Origin of the sequence: Actinophytocola xanthii (assembly GCF_001921205.1) — a bacterium.
Lineage (GTDB): Bacteria > Actinomycetota > Actinomycetes > Mycobacteriales > Pseudonocardiaceae > Actinophytocola > Actinophytocola xanthii.
In genome coordinates this window covers 39,363-61,089 of sequence record NZ_MSIE01000058.1, presented here as the reverse complement: position 1 = coordinate 61,089, position 21,727 = coordinate 39,363, and the positions used below count along the sequence as shown (strand labels likewise).

General features: G+C 72.2%; 24 protein-coding genes. 11 read left to right on the top strand and 13 right to left on the bottom strand.

The window, feature by feature from the left end:
* Window positions 1-81 precede the first annotated feature (81 nt).
* Window positions 82-1,230, top strand: a complete 1,149-nt coding sequence (locus BU204_RS28315) for a glycoside hydrolase family 76 protein (protein WP_233160695.1) — start codon at window positions 82-84, stop codon at window positions 1,228-1,230.
* On the top strand, window positions 1,227-1,979 hold the full coding sequence (locus BU204_RS28310) for an SDR family oxidoreductase (RefSeq protein WP_233160694.1): 753 nt from the start codon (window positions 1,227-1,229) through the stop codon (window positions 1,977-1,979). The genes BU204_RS28315 and BU204_RS28310 overlap by 4 nt, the downstream gene beginning before the upstream one ends.
* 9 nt (window positions 1,980-1,988) lie before the next feature.
* Here BU204_RS28310 and BU204_RS28305 read toward each other — a convergent pair whose 3' ends face one another.
* The 3 genes from BU204_RS28305 to BU204_RS28295 form a co-directional block, all read right to left on the bottom strand.
* Window positions 1,989-2,399: a VOC family protein gene (locus BU204_RS28305; protein WP_075128813.1), complete on the bottom strand. Its 411-nt coding sequence runs from the start codon at window positions 2,397-2,399 to the stop codon at window positions 1,989-1,991.
* Window positions 2,400-2,506: 107 nt separating this feature from the next.
* A complete protein-coding gene (locus BU204_RS28300; RefSeq protein WP_075128812.1) occupies window positions 2,507-3,175 on the bottom strand; it encodes a DedA family protein in 669 nt (222 codons plus the stop codon).
* A gap of 114 nt (window positions 3,176-3,289) precedes the next feature.
* Window positions 3,290-4,273: an alpha/beta hydrolase gene (locus BU204_RS28295; RefSeq protein WP_083661715.1), complete on the bottom strand. Its 984-nt coding sequence runs from the start codon at window positions 4,271-4,273 to the stop codon at window positions 3,290-3,292.
* A 139-nt stretch (window positions 4,274-4,412) separates the two neighbouring features.
* Here BU204_RS28295 and BU204_RS28290 point away from each other — a divergent pair, with 139 nt between their 5' ends.
* The gene (locus tag BU204_RS28290) at window positions 4,413-5,807 is read left to right on the top strand and encodes an FAD-binding oxidoreductase (RefSeq protein ID WP_075128811.1); all 1,395 of its coding nucleotides are present in this window, start codon (window positions 4,413-4,415) and stop codon (window positions 5,805-5,807) included.
* 15 nt (window positions 5,808-5,822) lie between these two features.
* Here BU204_RS28290 and BU204_RS28285 read toward each other — a convergent pair whose 3' ends face one another.
* The 4 genes from BU204_RS28285 to BU204_RS28270 all read right to left on the bottom strand — a co-directional run bounded on the left by BU204_RS28285 (window position 5,823) and on the right by BU204_RS28270 (window position 8,753).
* Window positions 5,823-6,506 carry a DedA family protein gene (locus BU204_RS28285; protein ID WP_075128838.1) on the bottom strand — a complete coding sequence of 228 codons (684 nt, stop codon included), beginning with the start codon at window positions 6,504-6,506 and terminating at the stop codon, window positions 5,823-5,825.
* A 62-nt stretch (window positions 6,507-6,568) separates the two neighbouring features.
* Entirely contained in the window at window positions 6,569-6,880 is a 312-nt protein-coding gene (locus BU204_RS28280; protein WP_075128810.1) for a hypothetical protein, read from the bottom strand.
* Between the two features lie 10 nt (window positions 6,881-6,890).
* Window positions 6,891-8,030, bottom strand: a complete 1,140-nt coding sequence (gene nagA, locus BU204_RS28275) for an N-acetylglucosamine-6-phosphate deacetylase (protein ID WP_075128809.1) — start codon at window positions 8,028-8,030, stop codon at window positions 6,891-6,893.
* A 120-nt stretch (window positions 8,031-8,150) separates the two neighbouring features.
* Window positions 8,151-8,753 (bottom strand): SigE family RNA polymerase sigma factor, encoded by a 603-nt coding sequence (locus BU204_RS28270; RefSeq protein ID WP_075128808.1) that lies wholly within the window; start codon window positions 8,751-8,753, stop codon window positions 8,151-8,153.
* A gap of 115 nt (window positions 8,754-8,868) precedes the next feature.
* Between BU204_RS28270 and BU204_RS28265 the strand changes: the two genes are divergently transcribed.
* Window positions 8,869-9,153 (top strand): YciI family protein, encoded by a 285-nt coding sequence (locus tag BU204_RS28265; protein WP_075128807.1) that lies wholly within the window; start codon window positions 8,869-8,871, stop codon window positions 9,151-9,153.
* Here BU204_RS28265 and BU204_RS28260 read toward each other — a convergent pair.
* Both BU204_RS28260 and BU204_RS28255 read right to left on the bottom strand, forming a co-directional pair.
* Complete coding sequence (locus tag BU204_RS28260) at window positions 9,136-9,600, bottom strand: pyridoxamine 5'-phosphate oxidase family protein (protein WP_075128806.1); 465 nt, start codon at window positions 9,598-9,600, stop codon at window positions 9,136-9,138. The two genes, BU204_RS28265 and BU204_RS28260, sit on opposite strands and share 18 nt — an antisense overlap.
* 29 nt (window positions 9,601-9,629) lie before the next feature.
* Window positions 9,630-10,535, bottom strand: a complete 906-nt coding sequence (locus BU204_RS28255; RefSeq protein ID WP_075128805.1) for a short-chain dehydrogenase/reductase — start codon at window positions 10,533-10,535, stop codon at window positions 9,630-9,632.
* 134 nt (window positions 10,536-10,669) lie between these two features.
* Here BU204_RS28255 and BU204_RS28250 point away from each other — a divergent pair, with 134 nt between their 5' ends.
* From BU204_RS28250 to BU204_RS28230, 5 genes are all read left to right on the top strand, one after another.
* The gene (locus tag BU204_RS28250; RefSeq protein ID WP_075128804.1) at window positions 10,670-12,304 is read left to right on the top strand and encodes an alkaline phosphatase D family protein; all 1,635 of its coding nucleotides are present in this window, start codon (window positions 10,670-10,672) and stop codon (window positions 12,302-12,304) included.
* A complete protein-coding gene (locus BU204_RS28245; protein WP_143229805.1) occupies window positions 12,304-13,473 on the top strand; it encodes an alkaline phosphatase family protein in 1,170 nt (389 codons plus the stop codon). Before BU204_RS28250 ends, BU204_RS28245 begins: the two co-directional genes overlap by 1 nt.
* Window positions 13,474-13,546: 73 nt before the next feature.
* On the top strand, window positions 13,547-14,371 hold the full coding sequence (locus tag BU204_RS28240; protein ID WP_143229804.1) for an LLM class F420-dependent oxidoreductase: 825 nt from the start codon (window positions 13,547-13,549) through the stop codon (window positions 14,369-14,371).
* Window positions 14,372-14,478: 107 nt separating this feature from the next.
* A complete protein-coding gene (gene fbaA, locus BU204_RS28235; protein ID WP_075128802.1) occupies window positions 14,479-15,513 on the top strand; it encodes a class II fructose-bisphosphate aldolase in 1,035 nt (344 codons plus the stop codon).
* A 50-nt stretch (window positions 15,514-15,563) separates the two neighbouring features.
* Window positions 15,564-15,983 carry a DUF3151 domain-containing protein gene (locus tag BU204_RS28230; RefSeq protein WP_075128801.1) on the top strand — a complete coding sequence of 140 codons (420 nt, stop codon included), beginning with the start codon at window positions 15,564-15,566 and terminating at the stop codon, window positions 15,981-15,983.
* Between the two features lie 18 nt (window positions 15,984-16,001).
* On the opposite strand, the gene BU204_RS28225 is transcribed toward BU204_RS28230, so the two are convergent.
* From BU204_RS28225 to BU204_RS28215, 3 genes are all read right to left on the bottom strand, one after another.
* Entirely contained in the window at window positions 16,002-16,646 is a 645-nt protein-coding gene (locus BU204_RS28225; protein WP_233160692.1) for an HNH endonuclease family protein, read from the bottom strand.
* Window positions 16,647-16,782: 136 nt separating this feature from the next.
* The gene (locus BU204_RS39475) at window positions 16,783-17,640 is read right to left on the bottom strand and encodes a hypothetical protein (RefSeq protein ID WP_075128800.1); all 858 of its coding nucleotides are present in this window, start codon (window positions 17,638-17,640) and stop codon (window positions 16,783-16,785) included.
* A 99-nt stretch (window positions 17,641-17,739) separates the two neighbouring features.
* Window positions 17,740-18,402, bottom strand: coding sequence for a hypothetical protein (locus BU204_RS28215; RefSeq protein ID WP_075128799.1), 663 nt, complete (start codon window positions 18,400-18,402; stop codon window positions 17,740-17,742).
* An 83-nt stretch (window positions 18,403-18,485) separates the two neighbouring features.
* Here BU204_RS28215 and BU204_RS28210 point away from each other — a divergent pair, with 83 nt between their 5' ends.
* Together BU204_RS28210 and BU204_RS28205 are read left to right on the top strand one after the other, a co-directional pair.
* Entirely contained in the window at window positions 18,486-19,775 is a 1,290-nt protein-coding gene (locus BU204_RS28210) for an adenylosuccinate synthase (protein WP_075128798.1), read from the top strand.
* Window positions 19,775-20,401: a class I SAM-dependent methyltransferase gene (locus tag BU204_RS28205; protein WP_075128797.1), complete on the top strand. Its 627-nt coding sequence runs from the start codon at window positions 19,775-19,777 to the stop codon at window positions 20,399-20,401. The genes BU204_RS28210 and BU204_RS28205 overlap by 1 nt, the downstream gene beginning before the upstream one ends.
* A gap of 36 nt (window positions 20,402-20,437) precedes the next feature.
* On the opposite strand, the gene BU204_RS28200 is transcribed toward BU204_RS28205, so the two are convergent.
* Window positions 20,438-21,538: a glycerophosphodiester phosphodiesterase gene (locus BU204_RS28200; protein WP_198943022.1), complete on the bottom strand. Its 1,101-nt coding sequence runs from the start codon at window positions 21,536-21,538 to the stop codon at window positions 20,438-20,440.
* Window positions 21,539-21,727 lie beyond the last annotated feature (189 nt).

Sequence of the window (21,727 nt, the reverse complement as noted above, 5' to 3'; positions counted from 1 at the left end):
ATGGGTCCAACTGTTACACAACGCGGTGACATCACCCGCCTGGCGTAAGCGTTGAACCGATCCAGCCCGCACCATGGAGGGGTGAGCCAGGGAGCGCAGTGTGCCGAGGACTCCACAGAGGAGTCCCCAACGTTGTGGGCGGCGCGGGCCGCTGTCGTCGAGCGGGCCGTCCTCACGCGACACCTGCGCCGGGTCTGGGCACTGCCGGCCACCCGGCTCGGCGTGACCGGTTGGCCATCCTCGACGCGGCAACGGTTCCACACCCACTGGAACTACTGGTGGCAGGCGCACCTGCTGGACTGCCTGGTCGACGCGCAACACCGCCAACCGAACCCGGGTCGCTCGGCGACGATCCACCGCGTGACCCGCGGCATCCGGTTGCGCAACCTCGGTCTCTGGACCAACTCGTACTACGACGACATCGCCTGGCTGGGGCTCGCGCTGCTGCGTGCGCACCAGTGCGAGGGCATGCCCGTGCGGGCACCGCTGGACAGGATCACCGCGCAGCTGCGCGAGGGCTGGACCGACCACGCCGGTGGCGGAATCTGGTGGCGGCGCGGGGACACCTTCAAGAACGTGCCGGCCAACGGCCCGGCCGCGGTCCTGCTCGCGCGGTGGGCGGGCCTGGGCGGCGAGCGGTCCGACCGGCAACGCGCCCGCTCGATGACCGAGTGGATGGAGCGGGCGCTGGTGGACCCGGCCACCGGACTGCTGTGGGACGGCCTGTACGTCGGCCCCGACGGAGCGGTGCGCGACATCGTCAAGACCGTCTACACCTACTGCCAGGGCGTGTTCCTCGGCGCCTGCGTCGAGCTCGCCGAGGGCGACACCTCCGGGGTGTGGGTGGCCAGGGCGGAGCGCACGATCCGGGCGGTCTCGGCCCACCTGGCCGACGACGGCGTGCTGCGTGGACGCGGCGGCGGCGACGGCGGCCTGTTCGCCGGCATCCTGGCCCGCTACCTGGCGCTGGCCGCGGTGCGGCTGCCGGAGCACGGCTCGGCCGCGGGCGAGGCGGCCGCCGGGCTCGTGCTGGCCTCGGCCGGTGCCGCCTGGCGCAACCGGGCACCCGCCCAGGGCGGCCCGCTGCTCGGGCCCGAGTGGTCGCGGCCGGCGCAGGTGCCCCGGTCCTGGCGGCACCGGCTGATCGAGCGCGACCTGTCGGTCCAGCTGTCCGGGTGGATGGTGCTCGAGGCGGCGGCGATGCTGGAGCGGATAGGTTCCCGTTCGTGAGTGAGCGAGGACCGGTGCTGGTCGTGACCGGCGGGAGCAGGGGTATCGGGGCCGCGGTGTGCCGGCTGGCGGCGGCCAGGGGATGGTCGGTCGTGATCAACTACCGGTCGGACGGCGAGGCGGCGCGGAGCGTGCTGGCCGAGGTCGAGGCCGCCGGTGGGCGCGGCACGGCGGTTCCCGGGGACGTCACCGACGATGCCGCCGTGGTTCGCCTGTTCGACGTGGCCGCCGAGCTCGGACCGGTGACCGGCCTCGTGGCCAACGCCGGCATCGTCGGCGCCGCCGGCCGGCTCGACGAGCAGTCGATGGACACCGTGCGCCGGGTGATCGACGTGAACGTCGTCGGCGTGATCCTGTGCGTCCGGGAGGCCGTGCGGCGGATGTCGACCCGGCACGGCGGTCCGGGCGGGGCGATCGTCACGGTCTCGTCCACGGCGGCCGAGCGGGGCTCGCCCGGCGAGTGGGTGCACTACGCGGCGAGCAAGGCGGCCGTCGAGTCGTTCAGCCACGGGTTGGCGATCGAGGTCGGCGACGAGGGGTTGCGAATCAACGCGGTCGCCCCCGGGCTGGTGGAGACCGGCCTGCATGCCGCTGCCGGCATGCCCGACCGGACCAGGACCCGGGCGCCGATGATCCCGATGAGGCGGGCCGGTCGCCCGGAGGAGATCGCCGAGGGCATCCTGTGGCTGCTCTCGCCCGCGGCCTCGTTCGTGACCGGGGCGGTGCTGCCGATCAGCGGCGGCTACTGAGCCGGGCCACTACACCTCGCGGGCCCACAGCACGAGCTGGATCCCGTCCGGGTCGCGCAGGGCGATGACCTCGGTTCCCGGGGCGGACTGCTCCTCGCTGATCGGCGAGAAGGTCACACCGTGCTCGGTGAGCCGGTCGGTCCACTCGTGCAGGCAGGTGTTGTTCGGCACGCTGAAGCTCAGGTGGTCGAGGCCGGGGCGGCGTTCGTCGAACAGGGTCCGCCCGGAGTCCGGGTGCTGGACCAGGGTCAGCGTGATCCCGAACCCGGGGCCGCGCAGGTAGACCTTGCGGCGCCCGGTGGTCGGGTCGTCGTCCCGGCCGATGGTCTCGAATCCGAGCACCCGCTCGTACCACGGCTCGCTGCGGTCCACGTCGGTCACGGTGAGCGCGACATGGTGGACGCCGGTCAACGTCGGCATCAGAGTCCTTCCGGGCCCGTTCGGGGCGGGCCCCCTCGCCATACTGCCCCAGACGCGTGCCGATTCCCCGGCCGTTACTGGATCTTTTGCAGGCCGAGACTCGACCCTCAGTCGCCTGCCTTCGCGGTGACCGCCGCCTCCACCGGGCGGTGCATCTCCTGCCGGTACCGCAGCACGCCCCACACCGTACCGACCACGAAGAACGCGATGCTGCCCCAGAGGGCGACGGCCTTGAGCCAGGGCAGGCCCTCGATGACGCCGGCGGCGTAGTAGCCGACCAGCACCAACGTGGGCACCCAGGCCAGTCCCCCGATCGAGGTCGCGAGCAGGAAGCGGCGGCGGTCCATGTTGGCCGCACCGGCGATCAACGGCGCGAGCGTGCGGATCCAGGGGATCCACCTGGCCAGGACGATCGCCCAGAACCCGCGGCGGTCGAGGAAGTCGCGGGCGCGCGCGAGGTTCTCCACGTTGAGCACCCGGCCGCCGCGCCGGGCGATCAGCGCGTTCCCGGTCTTGTGGCCGATGTAGTAGCCGACCAGGTTGCCCACGACGGCGGTGAGCATGGCGACCACGGACAGCGCCCAGGCGTGTGCCTCGTGGTCGTTCTGCGCGAGCACCACGCCCGCGGCGAACAGCAGCGAGTCACCGGGCAGGAACAGCCCTACGATGAACGCGCACTCGGTGAACACGAACCCGAGCACGATGACCCACACCATGACGGGGCCGGCCGACTCGAGCACGCCGGTGGCGACCGCGCTCGCTTCGGCCAGGTTCATGGACACGACGAGTAGCGTACGTGGCTCGTGCGTGCCGCACTGCGGGAACCGGTCCTATTCGTCCGCTCTCGGCCTGTTCGTCATCCGCCGAGCACGCGCTGTTCAGGCACGGTGTCAGGCGGCGACCTCGGCCGATGTCGTGGTCGCGCGGACGTACTCGCCCACGTAGCGGATAGCGGCTCGCCCTTCCGGAAGCATCCGGAAGAACGCGGGGAAGACGTGCACCTGGCCTGGCCACACCTGCAGCTCGCAGGTTCCGCCCGCGGCCCGGATGCTCTCGGCCAACCGCTCCGAGTCGCCCAGCAGGCACTCGGTGTCGCCGACCTGGATCAGTACCGGAGGCCAACGCCGCTTCGAGGCGGCCAGCACGTTGAGCCGGCGGTGGGTCAGCGCGTGGTCACCGGCGTAGCTCCGCCCGCACTCGCGCGCCCGGCGCGGCGGGACGAACGGGTCGCGTCGCACGGCGTCCCGGTCGTCGAGCTCGGCACCGGTCAGGTCGAGGAACGGGGAGAACATTACGGCCGCGGACGGCATGGGTAAGCGACGGCGGGACAGGTCGGCCAGCAGGCCGGCGGTGAGATGACCACCGGCCGAGTCGCCCATCACCACGATCTCCTCCGGGGCGTAGCCCGAGGACAGCAGCCAGCGGTAGGCGGCGAGCGCGTCGTCGGCGGCCGCCGGGAACGGATGCTCGGGTGCCCGCCGGTAGTGCGCGAGGAAGGCCGGCCGCCCGGCGGCCGCGGAGAGCGCCGCGACCAGGTGCCGGTGGCTACGCGTCGAGCCGGAGATGAAACCGCCGCCGTGCAGGTAGAGCACTACCCCGTTCTCCCGGACCGCCTGTCGGCCGGTGACCCAGACGCCGCGGACCTCACCGTCGGCGACCGCGGTGACCCGGGTACCGCGCGGCAGCGGGGTGTAGCCGAGACCGTCGAACGCCTCCCGGACCATCTGCAGGGCCGGGTTCCGCGTGATGCTGAGCCGGTCGCCGATCGGCCGCAGGCCGTTCATCAGCAGCTGGGCCAGGGCACGGCTCTGCATGCTCGGGGTCACCGGAACAGGGCTGGCCGGGACGGGGCAGGCGAGATCCGGACGCTCCATCGCGCACCGCCTTCCGACCCGAACCCCTCGCCTGTGACGGGCTCAACATCGACTGTAAGGGACAGTGGTCCAGCTCACGTCGCGAAGATGTGCCACAGAACGTCTCGGTTCGGATACCCAGCTGTCGTACGGTTAGACCGTGCGGACCGACAACGGCTTGTTGGCGACCCTGACCGACGCGCTCGGGAAGGACGCGGTGCTTGTCGATCCCGACGTGACCAGCAGCTACCGCCGGGACATGATGCCGCTGGCCCCGCACGGTACGCCGCTGGCGGTCGTGCTCCCGGCGGACACCGCCCAGGTGCAGGCGGTGGTGCGGGCCTGCGGCGCGGCCGGGGTGCCGATCGTGCCGCGCGGCGCGGGCAGCGGCCTGTCCGGCGCGGCGAACGCGATCGACGGCTGCGTCGTGCTGGTCACCAGCCGGATGAACGAGATCGTGGAGGTCGATCCGGACAACCGCCTCGTCGTGGTGCAGCCGGGCGTGGTGAACCTGGACCTGCGCGGGGCCGTGGAGAAGCACGGGCTGTTCTACCCGCCGGACCCGTCGAGCTACGACTGGTGCACGATCGGCGGAAACCTGTCGACCAACGCGGGCGGGCTGTGCTGCGTGAAGTACGGCGTGACCACCGACTCGGTACTCGGCCTGGACGTGGTGCTGGCCGACGGCGAGCTGCTGCGCACCGGTCGGCGCACGGTCAAGGGTGTCGCCGGCTACGACCTGACCAAGCTGTTCGTCGGCAGCGAGGGCACGCTCGGCGTGATCACGCAGGCGACGCTCGCCCTGCGGCCGCTGCCCCAGGCGCCCGGCACCCTGGTCGCGGCGTTCCCCTCGGTGGCCGCCGCGGGTGCGGCGGTGAGCCGGGTGGTGCGGGAGGGCATCGTCCCGTCGCTGATGGAGATCATGGACGCGACCTCGATCGAGGCTGTCGAGGCACACCTGAAGACCGAGCTGGGCGCCGGCAAGGGGTGTGCGGCGCTGCTGCTGTGCCAGTCGGACTCCGGGGGCGAGCAGGCCCGCCGGGAGCTGAGCGCGATCGAGCAGGTCTGCCAGGACACCGGCGCCGACCTCGTGCACTCGACGTTCGACCTGGCCGAGGGCCAGATGCTGCTGGCGGCGCGCCGCGCGGTGCTGATGGCGCTGGAGGAGTACGGCACCTGGATGACCGACGACGTGTGCGTGCCGCGTACCCGGATCGCGGACCTGATCGCCGGGTGTGAGCGGATCAGCGCCGAGGTGGGGCTGCGGATCGCGGTCGTCGGACACGCCGGCGACGGCAACATGCACCCGACGATCATCTACGACCCGACCTCGCCCGGCGAGTTCGAGCGGGCCAACCAGGCCTTCCACGACATCCTCGCGGTCGGCCTGTCGCTCGGCGGCACGGTCACCGGCGAGCACGGCATCGGCAAGATCAAGCGCGAGTGGTTGGAGCGCGAGATCGGCCCGGTCGGCCTGCGCACCCACCGGGCGATCAAGGCGGCGCTCGATCCGGGGAACCTGTTCAACCCCGGTTCGATGTTCTCGATGGAATGAGCGGCCCCGACCTGCTCAGAACCGGGTGATCTCGGTGGTCGTCTCGGCCGCCGTCTCGATGGCCGCCTCGGTGATCCGCTTCTTCTCCCGGCGTGCCTTGATGACCTCGATGACGATGGGGACCAGCGAGATCAGCACGATGAGGATGAGCATGGCCTCGATGTTCTCGTGCACGAACGGGATCTGGCCGAGGAAGTACCCCAGCACGGTCACACCGGTCGCCCAGAGCACGCCGCCGATGGCGGAGTAGGTGAAGTACTTCTTGGGGTCCATCCGCCCGACGCCGGCCATCGCGGTGATAAACGTCCGCACGATCGGAACGAAGCGGGCGAGGACGATCGCGCGGGTTCCGTACTTGTCGAAGAACTCGTGGGTCTTGTCCACGTACTCCTGCTTGAACAGCTTGGACTTCGGCTTGCTGAACAGGGCCGGCCCGGCCTTGGAGCCGATCCAGTAGCCACAGACGTTCCCGATGAACGCGCAGATCGTGAGCAGCAGGCAGACCAGCCACAGGTCAGGGCTGATGATCCCGTTCGCCACGAACAGGCCCGCGGTGAACAGCAGCGAGTCGCCCGGCAGGAAGAAGCCGATCAGCAGTCCGCACTCGGCGAAGATGATCAGGCACAGACCCGGCAGCAGGAACGGCCCGAGACCCCGCAGGATCGTCTCGGGATCCAGCCAGGACGGCATGATCGACATCACGTTCGCGGTGGCGGCGGCAATCGTCACGCGGCCCACGGTACCGAAAGGCCTGGATATGGTTATAGAAGGGTAACCAGCCCGACCACCGCACCGGCCGCCAGACCGAGGAGCAGCGAGAGCAGGACCACCCATCCGAGTGCGACCGGTACGTCCGGTTCGACGCGGGTGGTCAGCTCAGCGTCACCCCGCTGGTCCTGGTCCGGCGCCTGCCCGGCACCCGGCAGCTCGACCCCGGATCCGGAGAGCAGGCCGTAGCTGCCGAGCACAGGGCTCGCGCCCTCGGCCGGCTCGGCGGCCGGGGCCGGCAGCGGCGTCCTGGCCGCGTGGGCCCTGAGCGCCTCGGCGACCAGCCGTTCCGGGTCCTCGCTCACGCTCCCGACGCTATACCCACTCGCCGCGCCGCAGCACCGCGCCAGGGCGCAGTCCCTCGTCCAACAGCACCAGGTCGGCGGCGAGGCCGGCGGCGATCCGCCCGGTCACCTCGCCGAGCCCGAGCAGCTCGGCCGGCCGGGTGCTTGCCGCGACGACCGCCTCGAGCACGCCCAGCCCGCAGCCTCGAACGAGGTTGCGGAACGCGGCGTCCATGGTCAGCGTGCTGCCGGCGAGCGAGCCGCCGCCGGCGAGCGTCGGCACCCCGTCGGTGACCCGGACCTCGAGCCCACCGATCTCGTAGACGCCGTCGCCCGCGCCGGCGGCCGAGATCGCGTCGGTGATCACGACAGTGCGCCCGGTTCCGGCATGCCTGGCGGCGAGCCGCACGACGGTGGGGTGCAGGTGGACCAGGTCGCAGATGAGCTCGACGGTGACCCGCTCGTCGTCGAGCAGGGTGCCGATCGGCCCGGGTTCGCGGTGGTGCAGCGGCCGCATCCCGTTGAACAGGTGGGTCGCCACGCTGGCCCCGGCGTCGACGGCCGGCACGACGTCCTCGGCGAGCGCGTCGGTGTGCCCGATCGCCGCGATCACGCCGGCGTCCACCAGCCGTTTCACCGCCGGCACCGCTCCCTCCAGCTCGGGCGCGACGGTCACCATCCGGATGGCGCCCCGGCCAGCGGCGAGCAGGGCGTCGACCGAGTGCGCGTCCGGCGGCCGGAGAACCGCGGGATCGTGCGCGCCGCAGCGGGCCGCGGACAGGAACGGCCCCTCGAGGTGAATCCCGGCGAGCAGCCCGTCGGCGACCAGCTCGCGCAGCGCCGCGACCTGCTCGACGAGCTCGGGCACGGGCCGGGAGACCAGGCTGGCCAGCATCGTGGTGGTGCCGTGGCGCCGGTGCGCGGTGACCGCCTGCCGCACGATCTCGGGGTCGGCGGAGGTGAAGGCCGCCCCGCCGCCGCCGTGGCAGTGGATGTCGACGAAGCCGGGGACGACCCACGAGCCCGCGGCGTCGGTCACCGGGCCGTCGCAGGCCGGCGCGGGACCGGTGCCGACGGCCGCGATCGTGCCGGACTCGACGAGCACCCAGCCGGGGTCGAGCACGCCGTCCGGCGTCGCCACCCTGCCGCCCGTGATGAGCTGCGCAGCCATTGCCCCACCCCTCGAACCACCGCTGTCGATGACCATTGGTCTATACCATAGCGGTGCTCGTACCGTTGAGAACAATTCACAAGGTACCAATGAGATTGGTCTAGAGCTAACTGTCCGCGGTCAGTTCGGGTGGCGCATGATCTTCTGCAGCGCGTCCAACGCCCGGCTGGCCGTGGACTTCACCGTGCCCTTGGAGATCCCGGCGGCCTCGGCGATCTCCGCCTCGGACAGGTCTCCGTAGTACCGCAGGACGAGAACCTCACGCTGGCGCGGCGGCAGCTGCGACAGGGCGCGCACCACCGACTGGTGCTCGGCGGTCAGCATGGCCAGGCTCTCCGCCGAGCGGGCGTTCACCTGGTGCGGCGGGGTGTACTCGCGGGCGGTCTTGCGCCGCCGCAGCACGCTGCGCGAGCCGTTGACGACCGCCGTGCGCAGGTAGCCGAGCGCCGCCGCCGCGTCGCGTAGGTTGCCCCAGTTGCGGTGCAGGCCGGTGAACGCCTCCTGGACGACGTCCTCCGCCGTGGCCGGCTCGTCCACGAGCAGCAGGGCCAGCCGGACCAGGCGCATGCGGTGGGTCCGGTACAGGTCCTCCAGGGTGAGCGGTGCCGGTTCCTTGCCCGGGACGGCGAAGCTCCCGGTGTCGACCGCTCTCAGGTGGCCGAGCGTGCGTTCCACACTCCGCTCGGCGCTGCCCTCGAACCTGCCCTGACCTTCCCCTGCCACGCGGAAACCGTACCGGTGATCGCCAGGCGCGGACAGCGCCAGTCAGCGAGCAAGTAGCGTGCGGGCAGGGCCGGGACGACGTCGGGCCCGCCGAACAGCGAGGGAGCGCCGAGGAATGCCCTGGTTCACCGTGGAGACCACGTACACGGCAGATCGTGAGCTGCTGGCCGCCACGCGTCCCCGGCACCGGGAGTACCTGGGACGGCTCGTCGAGCAGGGCTCGGTGGGTGCCGCCGGACCGTGGGCCGACGACTCGGCGGGGTTCGCGATCTACCAGGTCGAGGACCGGGCGGAGCTGGACCGGCTGCTCGAGGAGGACCCGTACACGACCGAGGGCGTCGCCGCGTCCCGGACCATCCACGAGTGGAAGCTCGTCTTCGGGTCAGTAGGTTCCGCCTAGCTTGCGGTGGTCCCAGCTGACCACGTCGGTCGGGGTGTACACCAGGCCCACCCGCTTGGGCGCCTGCAGCCGGACGAACTGGGTCGCCGCGGTGGCGACCTCCTGGTTCCCGCCGTAGCGGCGCATCAGCTCCGTGCCGATCAACGCGACCTGCTCGCCGTCCTCGACCAGCTCGACGTCGCACTCCATCGAGACGCCGCGCAGCTCCTCGTAGGACTCGCCGTCCTCGACCAGCACCGTCGCCTGGGCCAGCCGGCGCAGGTTCTTCGCCTTCTGCGAGCTCCCGTAGGTCCAGGTCACCAGGGTCGACCCGCGCGGGACATACCAGAGCGGCACGACGTGCGGCCGACCGTTCGGGCCGATCGTCGCGACGCTGGCGACCCTGCCCTCGGCCAGGAACGCCGTGACCTCCTCGGGTGTCATCCTGATCTGCGTCCGCCGCGACATCGCGCCTCCCGTGCTCGGTGGGCTGCAGGCTATCGCGCGTCCGCGCTCCTCGCGGCGGCTCGCGCCCCGGGGCCGACCATGCTCGCCTCCTCGGCGCCACGCCGCTCGATGTCCTCGAGCGCGGCCGCGTCCATCGGCGGCACCTGGCGCCGCGCGGCGAGCTCGACCAGCCGCGGCATCAGCGCGCGGACGAGCTTGACCGCGCCGACCCAGCCGGGCACGTGCACGACGCGGGAGCGCCTGCGGATGCCGGTGACGATCAGGTCGGTGGCCACCGAGACCGGGTAGGTCCGGCTGCCGATCCCCTTCGTGGCGCGCCGGGCGGGGCCGAACACCGGATGCTCCTCGGCGCCGCCGACCATGTCGGTGGAGATCCAGGTCGGGTGCACGACGCCCACGTCCACCCCGAGGTGGCGCACCTCGGCGCGCAAGGCGTTCGCGAACGCCTCGACGCCGGCCTTGGCCGCGGAGTACGCCGCGTTGCCCGGGATGTGCACGATCGCGGCCAGCGAGGACACCAGCAGCGCGTAGCCCCGGCTCTCGACCAGGTGCGGGAGGGCGACCCGGACCGTCCGCCACACCCCGAGCAGATTCACCTCGATCACCCGCTCGAACGCCTTGGGGTCGATCGAGCGGGTGAACCCGGTGGCGGCGATACCCGCGTTGGCCAGCACGACGTCGATCCGGCCGAACCGCTCGACGACCCCGGCGACCGCCCGCTCCAGGTCCGACCAGCTGGTCACGTCGGCCTCCCAGGAGGCGGCGTCCGGGCCGCACTCGGCCGCGACCTCGGCCAGCTGGTCGCCCTCGAGTCCGAGGAGCGCCACCCGGGCGCCGCGTGCCGCGAGGTCGCGGGCCACGGCGGCCCCGATGCCCCGCGCCGCCCCGGTGACGACCACGACCTTGCCCCGCACGTCCTGTTCCCGGCCGAACATCGCGCCTCCTCCGAAGATCCGTCGAGGCGAAACCTACCATGAGTAACCTACTCCCAGTAGATGGCAACTGTGATTGGACGATTGGTCAGGACGGCTGTATGCCGGGGGCTCGCGCTGGGCCACGATGCGAGGTCATGGTTGATCCCCTGCTCGACCGTCGATCCGTGCTGCGGGCATCCGGCGTGGCGACCGTGGGCGTCGTCGTCGGCGGTGGGCTCGCCACCGCCGCCCCGGCCGCCGCCGCGGTCGACCCCGCCTTCGGCCACGGGGTGGCCTCGGGCGACCCCCTGCCCGACGCGGTGCTGCTGTGGACGCGGGTCACCCCCACCCCCGAGTCGACCCCCGGCTCCGGACAGGGGCCCGTGGTCGAGGTGGGCTGGGAGATCGCCACCGACCCCGCGTTCGCCTCGGTGGTCGCCTCCGGCACCGCGGCCACCGGCCCGGACCGGGACCACACGGTGAAGGTCGACGTCACCGGGCTCGCGCCGGCCACGACCTACCACTACCGCTTCCACCTCGGCGCGGCCGTATCAGCGGTCGGCACCACCCGCACCGCGCCGGCCGCCGCGGCGGCGGTGTCCCGGCTCCGCTTCGGCGTGGTGTCCTGCTCGAACTGGCAGCAGGGCCACTTCGCGGCTTACCGGTACCTCGCCGAGCGCGGCGACCTCGACGCGGTGCTGCACCTCGGCGACTACGTCTACGAGTCCGGCGCGTCCGCCGACGGGGTCCGGGCCCACGACCCCGCCCACGAGATGATCTCGCTCGCCGACTACCGGCGCCGGCACGCCCAGTACAAGACCGACGAGCACCTCCAGCGCCTGCACGCCACCTGCCCGGTCATCGCCACCTGGGACGACCACGAGGTCGCCAACGACGCCTGGTCGGGCGGCGCGGAGAACCACCAGCCGGAGACCGAGGGCGACTACGCCGCCCGCCGGGCCCGGGCCCACCAGGCCTACTTCGAGTGGATGCCGGTGCGCAACGAGGCCGACCGGCTGTACCGGCGGTTGCGGTTCGGCCTGCTCGCCGAGATCTCCATGCTCGACCTGCGCAGCTACCGCTCCCAGCAGGTGCCCCCGTTCAACGGCGGGACCGACGACCCGAACCGCTCGATCACCGGCCCCGCCCAGCTGGCCTGGCTGCAGAACGGCCTGGTCACCAGCGGCGCGCAGTGGAAGCTGGTCGGGAACTCGGTGATGGTCGCGCCGGTGCTGGTGCCGCCGCTGCCGGCCGACCTGCTCGGCCCGCTGCTGGAGCTGCTCGGGCTGCCGCGCGAGGGCGGCGTGATCAACCCCGACCAGTGGGACGGGTACGCGGCCGACCGGCGTCGGCTGCTCGGCACCATCGTCGCCAACCAGGTGCGGGACACGGTGTTCCTGACCGGGGACATCCACTCCTCGTGGGCTTGCGACGTGCCCCGCGACGCCGGGCTCTACCCGCTGTCGCCCTCGGTGGCCACCGAGTTCGTCGCGACCTCGGTCAGCTCCGACAACATCGACGAGATCGCCGGGGTACCCCCGCGGACCGTCGGCCCGGTCATCGAGGGCGCGCTGACCACGCTCAACCGGCACGTGAAGTGGGTCGAGGTCGACTCGCACGGGGCGTCTGTGCTCGAGGTGACCCCGGCCGCGGTGCAGATGGACTGGTACTTCCTCGCCAACAAGCTGGACCCGGCGAGCGCGCTGTCCCACTCCCGCTCCTACCGCGTCCGGGCGGGAACGCAACGGGTGCAGCGGGTCGGCTCGCCGATCCCCGTCGGTGGGGTCTGATGACCGACCTGCGGGTGTACGTCCTGGTCGTCACCGGGCTGCGACCGGACGAGGCCATCGGGCCCTACCTGCCGACCCTGCGCTCGCTCGCCGCGCGCGGCACGTCGTTCGCCGCCGCGCGGGCGGTGCCGGTCGCCGCGACGGTCCCCAACCTCGTGGCGACGATGACCGGGGTGCACCCCGAGCGCTCCGGCGTGCCGGCCGACGTCGTGTTCGACCCCGAGCGCGGTGCGGTCCGCGAGCTGGCCCTGGCGACCGACCTGCGAGCGCCGACCCTGCTCGAGCGCCTGCCGGCCGAGCTGGGGCTGTCCAGCTCGACCGTGCTGGCGAAGGAGTGCCCGCACGGGGTGTTCGGGTCCCGCGCCACCTACCGGTGGGGCCCCGAGCCGGTCCTGCCGGTCACCCGGCACGCGTCGGACGCGGTCACGATGGGCGCGGTGCTCGCCGAGATCGACGCCCACGACCCGGCGCTGCTGTTCGCGAACCTCGCCGACCTCGACCGGTTCGGCCATGCCGACCTCGGCGGTGGCTCACCGCGGCTGCTGCGCACGCTCGCGCTGGTGGACACCGACACCCAGCTCGCCCGGTTCACCGGCCACCTGCGCCGAACCGGCCGCTGGCGGAGCTCGGTCGTGGTCGTGCTCGCCGACCACTCGACCGACTGGTCGCTGCCGCTCCCGCCGGTGGAGCTGGCCGAGCGGCTGGCGGCCGACCCGCTGCTCGCCGGCAACACCGTGGTCGCCCGCAACGGCGGGGCCGCCCTGCTCTACTGGACCGGCGGCGAGGACGACCGCCCCGCCGCGCTCGCCCGGATGCGCGAGCGTGCCCGTGCCACCCCCGGTGTGTCGTCGGTTCACGAGCCGGGATCGCTGCGGCTCGGGCCGCTGGCCGGGGACCTGGTGGTGCACTGCGCGGCGGGTCGGCGGTTCGGCGACCTCGCACCCGGCAACCACGGGCACCCGGTGACCGAGCCGATCCCGCTGGTGGTCTCGGGCGGGCACCCGGTGGTCCGCCGCGGCCGGGTGTTCGCCGAGCCGGTGCGGTCGCTGGACGTCGCGCCCACGGTAGCCGCGTTGTTCGGCCTGCCGGCGCCGGAGGAGGGCTGGGACGGCCGGGCGCTGCTGAACGCCTTCGCCCGGGAACCCGCCGCGCTCGAGCCGGTCGGCTGACCTCACCGCTTGCCGCGCCGCTTGTCTTCGAGGAGTATCGAAGAGAACTTCGAACCGAGGACGGGAGATCGTCGTGCAGGGGCTCGCGTTGTGGGACACGGTTCACTGGGCCGAGCTGCGTCGGGCGGAAACGCTTGCGGAGCTGGAGGAGATTGGGGTCGGCACTCTCTGGCTCGGCGGTTCCCCCGACCCCGACCTGCGGATCGTCGAGGAACTGCTGGACAGCTCGACCACGCTCACCGTGGCCACCGGCATCGTCAACGTCTGGGCCGAGCCCGCCGAGGTGGCCGCGCGAAGCCGGACACGGGTGCTCGAGCGCTACCCGGACCGGTTCCTGCTCGGCGTCGGAGCGAGCCACCGCGTGCTGGTCGGCGACGCCTACGTCCGGCCCTACGAGAAGCTCGTGAGCTATCTCGACGACCTGGACGCGGCCGGGGTGCCGGTGGACGGCCGGGTGCTTGCCGCGCTCGGCCCCAGGGTGCTGCGGCTGGCCGCGGAGCGGACCCGCGGCGCGCACCCCTACCTCGTCACGCCCGAGCACACCGCGCGGGCAAGGGAGATCCTCGGCGCCGGGAAGCTGCTGGTCCCGGAGCAGAAGGTCGTGCTGTCGACCGATCCCGGCGAGGCCCGAACGCTGGCCCGACAGCGCCTGGCGATGTACCTGGAGCTGCCCAACTACACCAACAGCTGGCGCCGGCAGGGCTTCACCGAGGACGACCTCGCCGGTGGCGGCAGCGATCGCCTGGTCGACGCGATGGTCGCCTGGGGTGACGAGGACGCGGTGCGGGCCCGGGTCGAGGAGCACCGCGCCGCGGGCGCCGACCAGGTCGCCCTGCAGGTGCTCAACCCCGACCGGCTGGCCGCTCTGCGGCGCCTCGCGCCGGCACTGCTCGGGTGAGGCCCGGCGTGTCGTCGCGGACTCCTCGCGGTCGGGTGCGTGCCGGGCGGGCAGGCTCGTAGGATTCGCAGACGAACGCCCTGTCCAGCCCCGAGGAGGACGTACCGATGCCCATCGCCACACCCGAGGTCTACGCCGAGATGCTGGACCGGGCGAAGGCGAACGAGTTCGCGTTTCCCGCCATCAACGTGACCTCTTCCGAGACGCTCAACGCCGCACTGCGGGGCTTCGCCGAGGCGGAGAGCGACGGGATCGTCCAGGTCTCCACCGGCGGGTCCGAGTTCGCCTCCGGCACCAAGGTCAAGGACATGGTCACCGGCTCGGTCGCGCTGGCCGAGTTCGCCCACGTGGTCGCCGAGAAGTACCCGGTGAACATCGCCCTGCACACCGACCACTGCCCCAAGGACAAGCTCGACGGCTTCGTCCGGCCGCTGATCGCGCTCTCCCAGGAGCGGGTGGCGGCGGGTCGGGCGCCGCTGTTCCAGTCCCACATGTGGGACGGCTCGGCCATCGACCTTGAGGAGAACCTCACGATCGCGGCCGAGCTGCTCGACGCCGCGGCCAAGGCCAAGATCATCCTCGAGGTCGAGATCGGCGTCGTCGGGGGCGAGGAGGACGGCGTCGCCCACGAGATCAACGAGAAGCTCTACACGGCCGAGGGCGACTTCCTGCGCACCCTCGACGTGCTCGGTTCCGGCGACAAGGGCCGCTACCTGCTCGCCGCCACCTTCGGCAACGTGCACGGGGTCTACAAGCCGGGCAACGTCAAGCTCCGCCCCGACGTGCTCAAGCGCGGCCAGGATGTCGTGGCCGAGAAGCTGGGCCAGCCCGCCGGCTCCAAGCCGTTCGAGCTGGTCTTCCACGGCGGTTCGGGCTCGCTGCTGGAGGAGATCCACGAGGCACTCTCCTACGGCGTGGTGAAGATGAACATCGACACCGACACCCAGTACGCGTTCACCCGCCCGGTGGCCGCGCACATGTTCGCGAACTACGACGGCGTGCTGAAGATCGACGGCGAGGTCGGCAACAAGAAGGCCTACGACCCGCGCAGCTACCTCAAGGCCGCCGAGCAGGGCATGGCCGCCCGGGTCACCCAGGCCTGCGAGCACCTGAAGTCCGCCGGCCGCATGCTGGCCGGCTGAGTGCTCGCCTCCTGCCCGGCGCGATACGCCGCGTCGGGCAGGATGGGCGCATGACGCTGCAGGAGAACTTGTTCGGCGGTCCGCCCGCGACCCAGCTGCCGGACCGGCCCGAGCCCCAGGCTGCCCTGGACTCGGGGACCGAGCCGGCGAAGGTGGTCACCCAGTGGCCGGACTTCAGCGAGGGCTGGGCGGCGCTGGCCGAGCTCGCGCTGACCGAGAACAACCCGGTCGCCGCCTACGCCTACGCTCGGACCGGCTACCACCGCGGGCTGGACCAGCTGCGCCGCGCCGGCTGGAAGGGCCACGGCCCGATCCCCTGGTCGCATCGCCCCAACCAGGGCTTCCTGCGGGCACTGGCCGCCCTGGCCAGGGCCGCCGAGGCCATCGGCGAGAGCGAGGAACATGCTCGCTGCACCCAGTTCCTCGCCGACTCCGACCCCGACGCGCCGGCGCAGCTCGGCCTGGCCTGAGCCGCGGCGGGAACACCGTCAGCAGGTCGCCAGCATGCCCGAGAGCGCGGCTTGCTCGGCGGAGTGCACCGTCAGCTCGTAGCGGTACTTCACGCGCGTGTACGCCCGCGCGTACTCGCACCAGTGCGAGCGCAGCGAGGGCTTCCAGGCGTCCGGCGTCTTGTCCCCCTTGGACTGGTTCACGTCGTCGGTGACCGCCCACAGCTGCGGGGAGGACAGGTCGTTGGCGAACGCCTCGCGTTTGGCCGTCGTCCAGCTCCGCGCGCCGGTGCGCCAGGCCACCGCCAGCGGCACCATGTGGTCGATGTCCACATCGGAGGCCCTGGTCCAGGTGCCGCCGTCGTAGGGGCTGTGCCAGCTGCCGGAGGTCGGCGCGCAGGTCGAGCCGACCTCGACATCGTCGCCGTCCCGGCGCAGCACCGTCTCCCGGGTGTTGCAGCTGCCCTGCACGGTCGACCAGTGCGGGAACAGATCGCGGCTGTAGCCGTCCATCGAACCGTCCCGCGCCACCCGCAGCGCCGCCAACTCGGTTCGGGCGGTGGCCGCGCTCGGGATACCCGGCGGATCGGCCGCCGCCGTACCGCCGCCCAGGCCGACCACCGCCCCCACGGCGAGCAGCAACGACGCACCGAACCCCCGCACTGTCCCTGACCTGCCGACCATGACGCCTCCGATCACCGTGGTGTCGTTCGACTGTGCGGTACGCGGAGTAACGGGATCAACACGTGTTGTGGTTCCGGTACGAAGTCCAGACCTTGGGCCGGGGCCGAACGGGGCAGCGGTGCGGCGAACGGGTGGGTCAGACGGGACAGGCCGGGCGGTTCTCCGGCAGCGGGTCGGGCCAGTAGCCGAACCTCGGGTGCGACGGGCTCGGCAACGCCGCGGTGCACCCCCGCGCCCTGATCGTCGCGTCCGGGTAGCCGACCCCACCCTCCAGACCGGACAGGTCCGCGAGCTGGACGACCGGCTCGTCGAAGTAGACGGTGGGTCGGGATCCCTTGGGCAGCACGCAGGAGGACGGCACGAAGCCCCACACACCGTGATCCGCACCCGGCCGGGGTGCGCTGACCAGCGCGACGGACCCGTCGGTCGTGACGTAGCGGTAGCTCACCGCCGACATGTCCAGACCGGACACCCGCTGGGCGGGGTCGACCACGTCCGGCGTGCCTGCGTGCCGGGTGTAGTTGAGCGAGGGGACGCAGTCCGGGGTCGCCGCGAGCGCGACACCCGTGCCGAAGGTGACCCGACGCCACCGGCCGTCGACCTGGCGCAGCGAGCGGAACGGGGCGTTGATCGCGCCGACCCAGTCGCGCCAGCGGGTCCCGTCCGTCCCGCAGCGCCTGGGCACCCCGTCCAGGCCACCCGGCCGGCTCGCCCTGGCCAGGTGGCCGCGCAGGACCCAGCCGACCGGGGTGGACATGGCATGTCGGGGCGTCACCCGGACCCGCACCCACTCCCCGCAGGACGCGGTGACCTCGGCCGGATCGCCGGCCCGGGCGTTGGCGAGCACCAGCCGCGCCGGTGCGTCCCGCACGGTGGCCCGGTCGCCGGTGATCGTGTCCTGGAGCGGGGCCGCCGCGGCGGGGGCGGAGGTCAGGGTGACGCCGGTGAGCGCTGCGGCGAGGGTGAGCGCACCAGCCAGGATGGAGCGTCGCACGGGGTTACCTCCCGATCGTCGGGCGTGACGGGAGGTCATTCCAACCGGGACCGAGGGCTCGGGGCACCCGTGAGTGCTCGCACGGGCAACAGGGTTGCGCTACCGGACCACCAGCAGGTCCTGGGTGTGCCGGTACCAGGTCCAGCGGGTCATCGGCCGCGGATGGGGCACCCCGTCGCGCACCGGGACCACCGGGTCGGAGCCGAACTGCACCGCGCGGCCGGTCCAGGTGTGCCGCCGGTCGCGCAGGAAGGCGCGGCGGACCACGGTGACCGAGAGCCCCGGCCCGCCGGCGGGGTCGGGGGCGACCTCGACCCGCTTGGCGGTGCCGCGCAGCGGCACGGCGTCGTCGCAGAAGACCGTGCCGTTCACCGGAGCCAGCACGCCGAGACCGAGCAGCACGCCGCCGACGTCGTCGCGGATGAGCGGGACCGGGTGGGCCGAGCCGGCCAGCGCCGCCCGCACCCGGTCGGCCGGCAGCCGCCAGAGCCGGGCCACCGGGGAGGTCGGCGAGGTGGGCACGTAACCGACGCGGACGTCGAGCCGGTCCAGCCGCAGCAGCCGGAGCACGACCGCGGCCAGGTCGGCGTCGCTGCCGTGTACCACGACATCCTCCCCGGAGAGGCCCTTCAGCAGCGGGTCGAGGTCGGCCCGGCCCGGTGTGGCGGGTGTCTCCCGGACCAGCGATCCCGTGGTGGCGGCCAGGATCGCCCAGTCCGCGCTGGTAACGGCACCGCCACAACCCAGGATCAGTGCACCCACCCGGTCCCTCCTGGTCTACGCTCAATCACCGGCATTTCGCCCGTAACTACAACCGTGTCCTCAGCGACCCCGGGGAGTCTCACATGCCGGCCATCGTGCTCATTGGCGCCCAGTGGGGCGACGAGGGGAAGGGTAAGGCCACCGACCTGCTCGGCGAGCGGGTGCAGTGGGTGGTGCGCTACCAGGGCGGCAACAACGCCGGCCACACCGTCGTGCTGCCCGACGGGCAGGACTTCGCCCTGCACCTGATCCCGTCCGGCATCCTCACTCCGGGGGTGACCAACGTGATCGGCAACGGCGTGGTCGTCGACCCCGGTGTGCTGCTCACCGAGCTCGCCGGGCTGGAGGAGCGGGCGGTGGACACCTCGCGGCTGTTGATCTCCGCGGACGCGCACCTGATCATGCCGTACCACGTCGCCATCGACAAAGTCACCGAGCGGTACCTGGGCAAGGCCAAGATCGGCACGACCGGCCGCGGCATCGGGCCCGCCTACCAGGACAAGGTCTCCCGGGTCGGCGTCCGCGTGCAGGACCTGCTGGACGAGAAGATCCTGCGGCAGAAGGTCGAGGCCGCGCTCGACGTCAAGAACCAGATCCTGGTCAAGGTGTACAACCGCAAGGGTCTCGACCCCGAGCAGGTCGTCGACTCGGTGCTGGAGGCGGGCGAGAAGTTCGCCCACCGCATCGCCGACACCCGGCTGCTGCTCAACGAGGCGCTCGAGCGGGGCGAGACCGTGCTGCTCGAGGGTTCGCAGGGCACCCTGCTCGACGTCGACCACGGCACCTACCCGTTCGTCACCTCGTCCAACCCGACCGCGGGCGGCGCGGCGGCGGGCTCCGGCATCGGCCCGACCCGGATCACCACGGTGATCGGCATCCTCAAGGCGTACACCACGCGGGTCGGGTCCGGTCCGTTCCCCAGCGAACTGCACGACGAGATGGGCGAGCGGCTGCGCAAGACCGGCGGCGAGTTCGGGGTCACCACCGGCCGGTCCCGTCGCACCGGCTGGTTCGACGCCGTGATCGCCCGCTATGCCTCACGGGTCAACGGGATCACCGACTACTTCCTCACCAAGCTCGACGTGCTGTCCGGTCTGGACACCGTGCCGGTGTGCGTCGGGTACCGGGTCAACGGCGAGACCGTGCACGAGATGCCGATGACGCAGACCGACGTGCACCACGCCGTTCCGGTCTACGAGGAGCTCCCCGGTTGGTGGGAGGACATCTCGCGGTGCCGCGACTTCGACGAGCTGCCGGCGAACGCGAAGTCCTATGTGGAGCGTCTGGAGGAGCTCTCCGGGGCGCGCATCTCCGCTGTCGGCGTCGGGCCCGGCCGGGAGCAGACGATCGTCCGGCACTCGTTGACCGGCTGATGGACTGGCCGGACATCAGGCACACCTACGACGTGGTCGCCGCGGACTACGCGGAGACCTTCGCCGAGGAGCTTGCCGGCAAACCGTTCGACCGCGAGCTGCTCGACTCGTTCGCGGCCGCGGTCGGCGCACCGGTGCTCGACGTGGGCTGTGGTCCGGCCGGTCACGTCACCCGCTACCTGGCCGAGCGCGACGTGCGGGTGGAGGGCCTGGACGTGTCGCCGGCGGTCGTCGCCGAGGCCACCCGGCGCAACCCCGGCCTGCGGTTCTGGGTGGGTGACCTGCGCGAGCTGCCCGCCGAGGAGGGGGCGCTGGCGGGCATCGTCTCGTTCTACTCGGTGGTGCACCTGCCCCGCACGGAATGGCCGGCGGCGTTCGCCGAGTTCCACCGGGTGCTCGTGCCCGGCGGGCTCCTGCTGCTCGCGGTGCACGGCGGCAGCGGCGAGGTCGGCGTCGAGGACTGGTTCGGACACCCGGTGGCGGTGCGCACGACCCTGGTCGAGCCGGACGAGCTGGCCGCCATGCTCACCGACGCCGGACTCACCGTCCTCGAGCGCCACCAGCGCCCGCCCTACCCGGGCGAGTACCCGTCGGCCCGGCTCTACGTGCTGGCGCGGAAGCCGTGAGGGACGTCGTGTCCCCCACGGCTCCCGTCGCGCGGGTCAGCCGGCCAGGCGCTCGTCGCGCTGGGCGACGGCCACATCGGGGTTGTCGGTGAACAGGCCGTCGATCCCGGTCGCCCGGAACGCAGCGATCTCGGCGAACAGGTCGCCGTAGTCCGCCGGCACCGCGGAGGAGCGGAAGTCGGCGGGCAGGAACTGGTTCTCCACCCGGAAGGTGTACGGGTGGACGTCCAGTCCGGCCCGGTGTGCGTCGCGGACCAGGGTCGTCGGCTCGAGCAGGAAACCGGCCGCGTCGCGCGGGATCACCTGCCCCTTCTCCGGACCGAGGCCGTCGGCGTACCGGGAGACCCAGCGCAACCCGTCCGCGGTGACCAGGTCGGCGTAGGTGCGGGGGTCACCGGCGAGGGTGAAGTCGTAGGGCCGGCCGCTGGCCGAGGTCAGCTGCACGAGCGGCACGTTCAGCCGCGGGTCGAGCCACTGCAGGTTCGAGACCTCGAAGGACTGTACGTACACCTCGGCGCCGCGCCGGTTGAGACCGTTGCGGTTCAACGTCTCCACGACCTTGGGCTCCAACGCCTTGCCCTGCTGGCGGAAATACGAGGGATGCTTGGTCTCGGCGTACACACCGATCTCGCGGCGCAGCTCCCGGGACAGCCGCTTGGCCAGGTCGATGACCTCCTGGAAGGTCGGCACCCGGTAGCGCCCGTCGTAGATCGTGTTCTGCTGGCGGAGCGCCGGGATGCGCTCCTTGGCCCGCAGGGTCCGCAGCTCGGCAAGCGTGAAGTCCTCGGTGAACCAACCGGTGACCTGGATGCCGTCAAGGTTCTTGGTGGTCTTGCGGTTCGCGAACTCGGGGTGCGCGGCGACGTCGGTGGTCTCGCTGATCTCCGGCTCGTGCCGGGCGACGAGCACACCGTCCTTGGTGGTCACCAGGTCCGGCTCGATGTAGTCCGCGCCCATCCGGGCGGCCAGCTCGTAGGAGGCCAGCGTGTGCTCCGGGCGGTAACCGGACGCGCCCCGGTGGCCGACGACGAGGAAGTCGTCACCCCGCGCGTGGGTCGTCCCGGTGCTCGCCGGTCGGTCCGCCGTCGCCGGCGCGGCGCCCACCAGGGTCAGCACGGCCGCCGCGGCGACGGTCATGCGCAGGAACTTCGGGCTCACAGTGCTCCTCCTCGGTCGAAAGGCGTCCCGATGCTCCTCGGGGTGGGCGAACAGGCCAAGACCGTGGGGTAACGGTGGAATAACGCATTAGATCAACTTCTGCTGCTCCCGTCGTGACCGGTAAGTTGCGGATGGTGACGAGCTCAACGGAGCGCGCCGACGCCGCCG